We start from the raw sequence: 11,736 nt of genomic DNA, 5'->3' as shown, positions 1-11,736 counted from the left end.
GGCTGTTCGTTCCTGTCGGTCAGGCTGCAAGCATGCTCATCACGGCCATGCGCACGGCAATGCCGAAGGTGACCTGATTGAGAATGACGGCCTGCGCGCCGTCGGCGACGGCAGATTCGATTTCGACACCGCGGTTCATCGGGCCGGGGTGCATCACGATGGCATCGGGTTTGGCGTGCGAGAGCTTCTCGGCAGTCAGGCCCCACACCTTGTAGAACTCCTGCGGCGTCGGCAGCAGGGCGCCGTTCATGCGTTCGTTCTGCAGGCGCAGCATCATCACTACGTCGACATCTTTCAGCCCCTCTTCCATGTCATGGAAAACGCGCACGCCCCAGGCTTCGAGGCCGGTGGGCAGCAACGTCTTCGGCCCGATCACGCGGATTTCGGGCACGCCCAGCGTCAGCAGTGCCGAGATCTGCGAGCGCGCCACGCGCGAATGCAGCACATCACCGACGATGGCCACCACCAGATTGCTGAAGTCGCCCTTGAAGTGGCGGATGGTGTACATGTCGAGCAGGCCCTGCGTCGGGTGGGCATGCCGGCCGTCGCCGGCGTTCACGACGTGGATGTCGTTGCGGCCGTGGGCGATGAGATGCTGCGCGATCAGGAAGGGCGCGCCGCTGGCGGCGTGGCGCACCACGAACATGTCAGCCTGCATGGCACACAGGTTGTCGACGGTGTCGAGCAGGCTCTCGCCCTTGGCAGTGGAGCTGGACGACACGTTGAGGTTCACCACGTCGGCCGACAGGCGCTTGGCGGCGATCTCGAAGGTGGTGCGGGTGCGCGTGGAGTTTTCGAAGAACAGGTTGAACACGCTCTTGCCGCGTAGCACCGGCAGTTTCTTGACCTCGCGTTCGGCCACTTCGGTGAGCGGCGCGGCGGTGTCGAGAATGGCGGTGAGAATCTCACGCGGCAGGCCGTCGAGCGTCAGCAGGTGGCGCAGGCCGCCGTTGGAGTCGAGCTGGGGGTTACGCATCGATCAGCCTCAGGGAGAGCGTGCCGGCGCCATCGCGACCCAGTTCGAGGATCTGCGAGGCGGGCAGGGGTTCGGGCAGGGTGTGGGCGCAGTAGCGCGCGGCGATGGGCAGTTCGCGCCCGCCACGGTCCACCAGCACCGCGAGTTCAACGCAGGCCGGGCGGCCGTAGTCGAACAGTTCGTTGAGGGCCGCACGGGTGGTGCGGCCGGTGTACAGCACGTCGTCGACGATGATGACGTGGGCGCCTTCGACATCGAAGGGGATGTCGGTGCGCTGCGGGTTGGGGGGCAGGCCGCGGGCGCCGAGGTCGTCACGGTAGAACGATACGTCGATCGAGCCGATCGGCCCGGTCAGGCCGAGCGCGGCGTGCAGACGTTCGGCCAGCCACACGCCGCCGGTGCGGATGCCCACCAGTGCGGTGTCGGGCGTGACCTGCGGGCGCATCTGCCCGATCAGCTGTTCGAGCAGGGTCTCTGCGTCAGGGGTGTGCATGAGCGGATCCGTTGAGGAAGTCTTGCAGGATGATCTGTGCCGCGACGGCATCGAGCTGGCTCTTGCGCTCGCGCCAACCCGAGGCGCCGGCGTCGTGCAGCGAGGCATCGGCGGCTGCGGAGGTGAGGCGCTCGTCCATCTCGTGAACCGGCAGTGAAAAGCGGCCGTGCAGTTGATTGGCAAAACGCCGGCAGCGCGCCGTCATGTCGTGCTCTGTGCCGTCGAGATGGCGCGGAATGCCCACCACCATGGCCACCGGGTGCCACTCTTCGAGCAGCTTGCCGATGGCGCCGAAGCGGCGGTCGCGCGATTCTTCGGCAATGGTGGTCAGCGCGCTGGCGTGCTGCGTTTCGAGTTCGCCCACGGCCACGCCGATGCGCGCCAGCCCGAAGTCGAAGCCCAGAACGGTGCCACGGGTCGGAAGCAGCGGGGCGGCTGCAGCCGCCTCAGGCATGTCCGGCAACCTCGCTGAGGTGAGTGAAGTCGACACCCAGTTCTTGCAGTGCTGCGGCAAAGCGCTCTTCGGGCGGCAGATCGAAAATGATCGAGAGCTCGGCTGGCACCGTCAGCCAGGCGTTGTCGGCCAGCTCTTGTTCGAGCTGCCCGGCCGACCAGCCGGCATAGCCCAGCGACACCAGCACCTCGCCCGGCTCGCCGCGTTCGCCGAGCGATTCGAGAATGTCACGCGAGCTGGTCAGGCCGATTTCTTCGCTGACGGTGAGCGTCGAATGCCATTCACCGGCGGGGCGGTGCAGCACGAAACCGCGATCGGTCTGTACCGGGCCGCCGAAATACACCGGCTGATTGGCGAATTCGGCCGCGTGCAGCGGCAGGTCGATGCGCTCGAACAGCGTGGTCAGGCTCATGTCGAGCGGGCGGTTGACGATGATGCCGAGCGCACCTTGCTCGTTGTGCTCGGCGATGTAGGTCAGCGAGCGGGAAAAATTGGGATCGGCCATGGCCGGCATGGCGATCAGGAAATGATTCGTCAGGTTTGCGATGATGGCGCTCATGCGGGTTATTTTACGCCTTCGCGGCTTCGAGTTGCAGGAACCTGACCGCGGCCGCACCGTCGAATGCCGTCCCTTTTCAATCCCCGGATCTCATGACTTCTGCCGCTCTCGTCTGGTTTCGCCGTGATCTGCGCAGCTTCGATCACGCCGCGCTGCATCACGCGCTGCGCCGCTTTGATCGCGTCCACTGCGCTTTCGTGTTCGATCGCGACATTCTCGATGCCTTGCCCTCGCGGCGTGATCGCCGGGTCGAGTTCATTCATGCCAGCCTGCTCGAGCTCGACGAAAGCCTGAATCAACTGGCGCGCGACGCGGGTGGCCGCGGTGCCGGTCTGATCGTGCGGCACGGCAAGGCGGTTGAGGAAATTCCGCGGCTGGCCAAATCGCTCAAGGTGGATGCCGTGCTCACCAACCGAGATTACGAGCCGGATGCCATCCGGCGCGACGAGACGGTGGCTGCGTCACTGCGCGACCTCGACATCGCGTTCGAGGATTTCAAGGATCAAGTGGTCTTCGAGCGCGACGAAGTGCTCACGCAGGACGGGCGTCCGTTCAGCGTGTTCACGCCGTACCGCAATGCCTGGATGCGTCGCCTCGACGAAGGCGAACTGGCCTCGTGGTCGATTGCGCCGCATGCCGCCAACCTCGCGCCGCGTAGCGCTCAATGCGGCGTCCCGGAATTGGCCGACATCGGCTTCGAGATCGGTACGCTGAAGGGGCTGAAGTTGCCGGTTGGCATGAGCGGCGCGCATGAGCTGTTCGAAGATTTCTGCGCACGCATGGCCGATTACCACGTGGCGCGCGATTTTCCCGGCAAGAAAGGGGTTTCGTATCTGTCGGTGCATCTGCGTTTCGGCACGGTGTCGGTGCGTGAGCTGGCGCGCTTTACCCACGGGCACGTCGGCGATGGTCCACGGACCTGGCTCAACGAGCTGATCTGGCGGGAGTTCTATCAGATGATTCTGTGGCACCACCCGCGCGTGGTCTCGGCCAATTTCCGCCCCGAGTTCGACGCCGTGCGCTGGGACCATGCGCCGGCGCTGCTCAAGGCCTGGAAAGAGGGCATGACCGGCTACCCGCTGGTGGATGCGGGCATGCGGCAACTGGCGAACACGGGATACATGCACAACCGCTTGCGCATGGTCACGGCGTCTTTCCTGACCAAGGATCTGGGCATTGACTGGCGCGAGGGCGAGCGGCATTTTGCCGAACTGCTCAACGACTATGATCTGGCGTCGAACAATGGCGGCTGGCAGTGGGCGGCATCGACGGGCTGCGACGCGCAGCCGTGGTTCCGCATCTTCAACCCGGTGACGCAGTCGCAGCGCTTCGACCCGCAGGGCGCGTTCATTCGGCGCTATGTGCCGGAACTGGCGAAGGTGCCGGAGCGCTACATTCATGCGCCGTGGAAGATGAATGCCGACCTGCAGCAGCAGAGCGGCGTAAAGATCGGCCACGATTACCCGGGGCCGGTGGTGGATCACGCCGCTGCGCGGGAGCGCACGCTGGCGCGTTTCGAGGTCACCAAAAACGCGCGTGAATGAAACCAGCTCCCGGTGGCACAGGGCTCCGGGGGCTGGTCTTATTGGGCGGTCGCGTGCACGTAACGCTGCAGCAGGCGCAGCAGCTCTTCCTCGTCGTAGGGCTTGCCGAGGTACTCGTTGGCGCCGAGCTTTTCGGCGTATTCGCGGTGCTTGTCGGCCAGACGTGAGGTAATCATGAACACCGGTACCTCACGCGTGCGCTCGTCGGCACGCAGGTTGCGCACGAGCTCGAAGCCGTCCATGCGCGGCATTTCGATGTCCGACAGGATCACGTCGGGCAAGCCTTCTTCCAGCTGATCGAGTGCGTCGGTGCCGTCTTTGGCGGTGAGCACGCGGTAGCCTTCGCGTTCGAGCAGGCGGCCGGTGATCTTGCGCACGGTGAGCGAGTCATCCACCACCATCACGGTCGGCACGTGTGCGGTTTCGACCTGCGGCAGTTCGGCGTGCGGCGCTGCGCTGTCTTCACCGGCGATGGTCACACCCGGTGCCGCGAGGCGGCTAGACAGCGCGATGGGGTTGAGGATGAGCACGATTTCGCCGTCGCCCAGCACGGTGGCACCCGAGATGCCGACGATGCGCAAGAGCTGCGGCCCCGCCGATTTGACGACGATTTCCTGATTGCCGCGCAGGGAGTCGACATGCACCGCCAGGCTCTCGCTGCCGGCGCGCAGCAACAGAAGCCAGTTGAAGCGCCCGATCTCGGCCTGCGTGCGGCGGTCGCCCAGCAGCTCCGGCAGGTAGCGGTAGTTGAAGCGCTGACCCTGCCATTCGATATGGCCGTCGGCGCGCACCTTGTTGATGGCGTCGGCGCGCAGCTCCATGGCCTGCGCGATCATGCTCGACGGAATGGCGTAGCTGGCGAGGCCGGCGCGCACCAGCAAGGCCTGTGTTACCGCCAGCGTGAGCGGCAGGTAAATACGGAAGTTGGTGCCTTCGCCTTCACGCGCATTGACGTCGATGCGCCCGCCGAGCGCGGCGGCCTCGGCCCGCACCACGTCCATGCCGACACCGCGACCGGCCAAGGCCGAGACGGTTTCGGCCGTGCTGAAGCCGGAAGCGAAGATGAGGTTGATGAGCTTGCGTTCGTCGGCTTCTTCGTCGCCCAGCAGCAGGCCGCGTTCGATGCCGCGGGCACGGATGGCAGCGTAGTCCAGGCCGCGCCCGTCGTCGGCAAGGTCGATGGCGATTTCGTTGCCGATCTGCACCACCGACAGGGTGATCTGCCCGATCTCCTGCTTGCCGGCTTCGCGCCGCTGCTCGGTGGGCTCGATACCGTGGGCCACCGCGTTGCGCAGCATGTGCTCGATGGCGATGGTCATGCGTTCGAGCACGCTGCGGTCGATTTCGATGCGCCCGCCGCGGATGTCGAGGTTGACGCGTTTGCTCTGGTCTTTCGCGCTCTGGCGTACGACGCGGTGGAGGCGGTCGGCCAGGCTGTCGAACGGCACCATGCGCACCTGCATCAGCGACTGCTGCAGGTCGCGTGCAAAGCGGGCCTGGCTGTGCAGGGCGAGTTCGGCGCCGTCCAGGTTGCGCAGCAGTTGCTGCTGCACCGTGGTGACGTCGCCCACGCTCTCGGCCATCATGCGGGTGAGTTCCTGCAGGCGCGTGTAGCGGTCCATCTCGAGCGGATCGAAATCGCCCTCGGCCGAGTCGGCCTGGGCAATGCGCGTCTGCATCTGGGTTTCTGCCTGCAGCTCGACTTCGCGCAGTTGGTTGCGCAGGCGGATGACGTTTTCCGTGAGGTCGAGCAGCGAGCGGCGCAGCACACGCAATTCACCTTCGATGCGTGTGCGTGCAATGCCGATTTCGCCAGCGGTGTTGATGAAGCCGCCAAGCGTGTCGGCGCGCACCCGCAAGGTGCCACCCGATTGTGCGGGTTCGGCCGCTTCACCGGCTTCCACGGTGATGGCGGGTGTCGTCGTCAATGTGCGCTCGGCGCTGGCTTCGGTGGAGGTGCTCTGTTCCTCCGCGGCGCCTTCGCCATTGAGTGCGGCGATCATGTGCGCAGCGTGATCAAGCCCGCTGGTGAGTTCATCGATCAGATGCTCGGCGTCGTAGTGCCGCGCCAGACTGGATTCAAGGCGTGATTCGATGCGGTGTACGTGTTCGCCGAGTTGCATGGCGCCGGCCATCCGCGCGCTGCCTTTGAGCGTGTGCAGATCGCGCGCGGCCATGCGCGCGTGCTCGGGGTTGCCGGTGTCGGTCTGCCACAGGCGCGTGCGCTCGCTCAGCGCCGACATCAGTTCGTCGGCTTCCTCGAGGAAGACCGGCAGCAGCTGTTCGTCGAGGTCGTCATGCACCGAGCTGCTGAGGGCTTCGTCCGTTTCCGTGCCGGCCATCTGCGGCGCAGGCGCGGCGCGAGGGGCTTCGACCGGTGCGGGCGAGATGGCGTGCGGCTCGACCTCGTCCTGCGGCGTCGCAGTGACTTCCAGTGCCGGCGAGGGTGAGTCGGCCGGGGCGATGTCGGCGGTGTCTTCGGCCTGCGGGCGGCCGACGCTGTCGAGTTGCGGTTCGAGTTCGGGGACTTCGAGTGGCAACTGCTGGCGCGTTACTTCCGCATGCATGGCCTGCAGCGTGTCCACCGTGGCGGCCAGCAGGTCGATCTGTTCGGACGTGGGCGTGAGTTCGTTCTCGCGCAGGCGTTCGAAGGCGAACTCCAGCGCGCGGGCGAGGTGTTGCATCGCCGGGATGCGCGCTGTGCCGGAGATGCCGGCCAGCGTGTGGGCCGTGCGCTGAAGTTTGTCTGACGGCTTGCCGGGGTTGCGGCGCAGCGGTTTGAGATCGCTGTTGAGCGTGTCCAGATGCTCGCGGGCTTCGTTCAGATACAGCTCGTACAGCTGACGCGACAACTCGTGCTCGCCGATGCGCACGGTGACGCTCTGTGAGGCCGCAGCAGGAGTTTCGGTGGAAGACTCTGCAGGCGTAGGGCTCGCGGCGTCTGGCGCGACAAACTCGACCGGCAGGGCATCCGCCGTGAGCTCGGTGAACGCTACATCGAGCACCGGCTCTTCCACGGGGCCGGCGGGTGTTTGCGCAAGCGGCTCGACCGTGACGGTGTCGTCGGGCTCCGGCGGCGCCTTGATCTCGTCCAGTTCGAGTGACGGCAAGTCACCGAAGTCGAACGGCGGTAAAGGCGGTGCGGTGGCAAGCGGAGCGTCGTCGTCGGCATCGTCCGGCGCCGAGGAGGCGGGCTCGTTCCAGCTGTCCGGCACTTCCAGTTCGGGCAACTCCGGCAGCTCGATGGCCTCGATGGCCGCTCCAGTTGGCGGGGGACTTACCGCTTCAATTGCGGGGGGCACCGGCTCGGTGGCTGCGGGCTCGGCTTCGCCGTCGGTGCGCAGACGCTCCGCGCGGGCGGCGTGCTCTGCAAAGTCGAACGAGTGGCTGCCACCGGATTCGATCTGAGAAACCCAGGCCGAGAAGCTTCGGTGTGCGCCGGCGAGCAAGGCGCACAATTCGTCGTTGAGAGGCTGCTCGAGCTGCAGCCAGCGGTTCAAGGTCTGCTCGACCGACCAAGCGGCTTCACCGAACTCACTCAGGCCGACCATGCGGCCACTGCCCTTGAGCGTGTGGAAACCGCGCCGGATGTCCACCAGCGCTTCGGCCTCGCCGTGGGGGGCAATGCCCGCAAGGCCTTCTTCGATGGCGCCCAACACCTCGTGGGCTTCCTCGATGAAGATGGCCAGCAGTTCTGCGTCCACCTCGGCGTCCGTGCTGGGCGGCGGCGCCATGGCCGGGGCGGCTGCGCGCTGCGGCGCTTCCGGCGGCGGGTCTTGTTCTGCAGCCACGGCATGGGCTTCGATGGTCTCGTCGAAGTCCAGCTCGAAGCTCGGGTCGAGTTCGTTGGACGGCGTGCGCTGATCCGGGGGCAGGAAGTCGTCGAGGTCGGCCTGGCCGTGCTGCAGCGCCGCGACGAAGAAACCCAGCGTGGATATCTGGTCGGCCAGTTGGTTGAGCTCTTCGCTGTCGGGTTCGAAGGTGGAGTTGGCCAGCTCGCCGACGCGCCGTGCTGCCTCGCGCACCAGCGGCATGGCCTGCTCGCCGCCGATCACGGCCAGCGCGCCTTCGATCTGGCGCAGAGGCATGATCAGCTGCGCCAGCGGGCCGCGCTTGTCGTGATTGCGGAAAAAGTCGTCGAGCGTCTGCTCGATATGGCCGAGGTTGGAGGCGATTTCGCGTGCCACCTGCTGGCGTGCGTCCCACTCGTGCGCTCGTCGAGCCCCTTCGAGGGTTTCGGGCTGGGTGGGCGTGGCGCCGCGCATCATGCTTTCGAAGCGCGCGCGGCAGGACTTGCCCTGCGCGGCGAGCTCGCTGTCGGCAATGCCGCCCTCCACGCTCAGTTCGGCCAGCAGCAGCGCAGTGGCCACTTCAACCGCGAGGTTGTCGTTGCCGTTGTGGGCCGGGTCGGCCCGCAGCCATTGCGACACTTCGGCCACGCTGGCCAGTAGCTCCTGCAGCGGCGGGCGGCCCAGGCGCCTGGCCTCATCCAAAATGCTCGCAATGCGCTCATCGAAGGCCTGCAATGCCGCAGCATTGCCGCTGCCGAAGGCGTCCCAGTCGGCTTTCGCGGCGGAAAGCTCGGTGCGCAGTTTGCGCAGCAGCGGGCCGAGCGGGATGTCGGTGACGACTTCGCCGGGGTCGGCCCACCATGCGTCGAGATTCCATGCCTGCCGCACCTGACGTTGCGCGGGCGTGCGTACGGGGGCTTGTCCGATCTCGAAAAGCAGATCACGCATCAGCCGTTCGGAAGGGCGGTGAGCCGCGTTTTCCTGATTGCGGACTTCCCGGGCCAGACCGGTGCACAACTGCTTGATGCGCATCTCGGACGACGGGAGGTCTTGATTGGCGAGGGCCTCGAAAAAGGCCTGGGCAACGCGCCACAGCGTGTATGACGCCGGGCTGGATTGCTGGGATTCGAGCGCGATGGCGGCATCGCGCATGGTGTCCGGGCCGGTGCGGTCGGCCGGGCTCCTGAGCCATTGCAGCAAGCCCCGCTCGAGCGCTGCGCGCGCGCCGCGCATGGCGTTGGTGCCGGCTTCGCTGTCGGGTTTTGGGGCGTTGTGCAGTTTGCGGCGCGGAAGGCGTCTGCTCAGGTCGGGGTAGAAGAGATCGGCCGGACTGATTTCTTCCTGAGCATTGGCGGTGGCGATCTCACGGTACAGCGCGTACAGCCGCAGTGGTTGATCGCCCGAGCCGCCGACGAGTTCCCCCAGATAGTTGGCGACCGCCGAGCAGCCGCGGCGGGCGAGTTTGGCGTGTGCGGGGTCGAGCGGCTGAGCCGCCGACATGCGCACCAGCAGGTCGTCGAGCGTGCTGATGAAATGACACAGGCCGTCCAGGCCGACGATGGACAGCGCACCGCGCGCCTGGTGCACGTGCGTGCGGGCGAACTGGAGTTGCCCGCTCTGCTCGGGGTCGGCTTCGGCGCGGTCGATGGCTTCTGCCGCGAGGCTCAGCGCCTGATCGATTTCACCACGCACCCAACTGAGCGGCCCGATGTCCAGTTCCTGCGATTGCGTCATGAGCTTGCCCCGTTCAGACCTTGAAGCCCGACACTGAGCCTTTCAGTTCAACAGCAAGGTCTGCGAGCTCGCCGACGGAAACGGCCGTCTGCTGCGTGCCGCGCGTGGTCTGGTCGGTAATCGCGAGAATTTCCTTCATGGTGCCGGCGACACGGCCGGCGGTGGCGGCCTGCTCCTGGATGTCGCCCGAAATCTGTTCGATCAGCTCGGCGGTCTCGGTCGAAACGCGCTCGATTTCCGACAGCACCTGGCCGGCGGCGTCGGTCAGCTGGGCGCCTTCGACCACGTCGCGGGTGGCTGTTTCCATGGCGGCCACGGCGTCTTTGGTGTCGGTCTGAATCGACTTCACGATCGAGGCGATCTGCTTGGTCGCCTCGGCCGAGCGTTCGGCCAGGCGCTGCACTTCTTCGGCAACCACGGTGAAGCCGCGGCCTGCTTCGCCGGCCGAAGCGGCCTGAATGGCGGCGTTGAGCGCGAGCACGTTGGTCTGTTCGGTAATGTCCGAAATCAGCTCCACGATTTCGCCGATCTCCTGCGAGGATTCGCCCAGGCGCTTGATCCGCTTGGAGGTCTCCTGAATCTGCTCGCGGATGTCGTTCATGCCGCGGATGGTGTCTTCCACGGCGGTCGTGCCTTTCTGGGCAGCGTCGCGTGACTGGCGCGCAACCTGCGCCGACTGCAGCGCACGCTCGGACGAAGAAGTCATCGACGCGGCCATGCGCTCGACGGTCGAGCCGACTTCCTCGATCTCCTGCGACTGGCGCTCGGTAGCGTCGAGCAGTTCGCCGGAAATCTTCTGGGCGGATTCGGTGGCCGCGGTGACTCGGGTGGCCGCATCGTTGATTCGGCGCACCAGCACCGAGAGTTCTTCAATCGTGTAGTTCACCGAGTCGGCAATGGCGCCGGTGATGTCTTCCGACACCGTGGCGCGGATGGTCAAGTCACCGTCGGCGAGGTCGCCCATCTCGTTCATCAGACGCAGAATGGCCTGCTGGGCGAGGTTGCGTTCGTCCTGGGCTTCCTGGCGCTGCTGTTCGGCAGCGCTGCGGCGGCGCAGAAGGTCGGCGTTGTATGCCTTGACGATCAGCGCGATGACGAGCAGCGCGGCCAGACTGGTGAAGATGATGCCGATGATCAGCGGGTTGGCGCCGCGGTAGCTGCTGTCGAAGGCGGTCGATACGTTGCGCGTGTCCTGCAGCAGGGCGGGCGATGCGCTGAACATGCGCGTGCCGGTCTGTTTGGCCTGCGTCAGGTTCTGGATGTTGTCGTTGATGCGCGCGACGGCTGCCAGGCTTTCTTCGGCGTACCACTCGATGTCGCGCAGACGTTGCTGGGTGGCTGCATCGGCGAACGACAGGCGCAGCAACTCGGCCATGGTGTTGTTGAAGCCGTCCGGGTCTTGCGTGAGCTGGAAGGCGGCTTCCGGGTCGACGGCCTCGCCGACCAGCAGCGTGTTGGCGTTCTTGGCGATGCGCTGGGTGAGCAGCACGGCGTTGTTGGCGAGCGTGATCTCGCGGATCGAGGCGTTGCTTTCGGCCTTCAGGCGTGCGATGGCCTGGGTCAGGTCGAACAGCAGCGGGTTGAAGGCGTTGATCATGGCCACCGAGCGGTCGAGCGTGGTGATGCTTTCTTCACCTTCGAGCAGCCATTGCACGTCCTGCTCGATCGGCGTCCAGCGCTCACTCAGTGCGACCAGTGCCGGTTGTACGCTTTCCGGGCTGGCCGGGACGCGGCTGCCCTGCAGTACGCCGCCGCGACGCAGGGTTTGCAGCGTGGAGGTGAATTGCTGACTGGCGGTTCGCAGTTCGGCAAAGGCGTCGGGGTCGCCCTGGATGCCGCGCTGGGCGGCTTTGGCAATCTGCTGGGAGAGCATCTGCAGTTCGCCTGCCGCCGCGACGTACAGGGTGGCGTGGCTGGCCTGGCGGTTCTGTAGCGTCAGCAGCGCTGCGGCGCCGACCACCAGCAGGGCGAACAGGATGAAATGGTTTCGCATCCGCTCCGACACCGGGCGCTCGTCAGGCGCTCCGGCCGGTTTGGCTGCCGCGCGGGGTTTGCTGCCGGTTTCGAGGATGGTCTCGTCGGACGAGTCGGCGTCTTTCTTCGCAGCGCTGCCCGAAGAGAGTTTCGAAAACGTGAATCCCATGTTTTTGCTCCGCAGCGAAAAGGTGCTCAGGAAATGCGTGGA

At 66.0% G+C, this 11,736-nt stretch carries 7 protein-coding genes; 1 reads left to right on the top strand and 6 read right to left on the bottom strand.

Going from position 1 to position 11,736, the window contains the following annotated elements; translation table 11 throughout:
• Positions 1-19: 19 nt before the first annotated feature.
• The 4 genes from AC6H0W_RS00280 to AC6H0W_RS00265 are packed head-to-tail and all read right to left on the bottom strand — an operon-like array spanning position 20 to position 2,482.
• The gene (locus AC6H0W_RS00280; RefSeq protein ID WP_497575105.1) at positions 20-976 is read right to left on the bottom strand and encodes an aspartate carbamoyltransferase catalytic subunit; all 957 of its coding nucleotides are present in this window, start codon (positions 974-976) and stop codon (positions 20-22) included.
• Positions 969-1,469, bottom strand: a complete 501-nt coding sequence (gene pyrR / locus AC6H0W_RS00275) for a bifunctional pyr operon transcriptional regulator/uracil phosphoribosyltransferase PyrR (protein ID WP_497575104.1) — start codon at positions 1,467-1,469, stop codon at positions 969-971. The genes AC6H0W_RS00280 and pyrR overlap by 8 nt, the downstream gene beginning before the upstream one ends.
• Entirely contained in the window at positions 1,456-1,923 is a 468-nt protein-coding gene (ruvX, locus tag AC6H0W_RS00270) for a Holliday junction resolvase RuvX (protein ID WP_497575103.1), read from the bottom strand. Before ruvX ends, pyrR begins: the two co-directional genes overlap by 14 nt.
• Entirely contained in the window at positions 1,916-2,482 is a 567-nt protein-coding gene (locus AC6H0W_RS00265) for a YqgE/AlgH family protein (protein WP_497575102.1), read from the bottom strand. Before AC6H0W_RS00265 ends, ruvX begins: the two co-directional genes overlap by 8 nt.
• 92 nt (positions 2,483-2,574) lie before the next feature.
• Here AC6H0W_RS00265 and AC6H0W_RS00260 point away from each other — a divergent pair, with 92 nt between their 5' ends.
• On the top strand, positions 2,575-4,026 hold the full coding sequence (locus AC6H0W_RS00260; RefSeq protein ID WP_497575101.1) for a cryptochrome/photolyase family protein: 1,452 nt from the start codon (positions 2,575-2,577) through the stop codon (positions 4,024-4,026).
• A 38-nt stretch (positions 4,027-4,064) separates the two neighbouring features.
• Here the strand turns inward: AC6H0W_RS00260 and AC6H0W_RS00255 are convergent, their stop codons facing one another.
• Both AC6H0W_RS00255 and AC6H0W_RS00250 read right to left on the bottom strand, forming a co-directional pair.
• The gene (locus tag AC6H0W_RS00255; protein ID WP_497575100.1) at positions 4,065-9,551 is read right to left on the bottom strand and encodes an Hpt domain-containing protein; all 5,487 of its coding nucleotides are present in this window, start codon (positions 9,549-9,551) and stop codon (positions 4,065-4,067) included.
• A gap of 13 nt (positions 9,552-9,564) precedes the next feature.
• A complete protein-coding gene (locus AC6H0W_RS00250) occupies positions 9,565-11,694 on the bottom strand; it encodes a methyl-accepting chemotaxis protein (RefSeq protein WP_497575099.1) in 2,130 nt (709 codons plus the stop codon).
• Positions 11,695-11,736: the final 42 nt, after the last annotated feature.

The organism is Pseudazoarcus sp. NS20, assembly GCF_059703745.1.
This window is presented reverse-complemented; position numbering and strand designations above follow the sequence as displayed.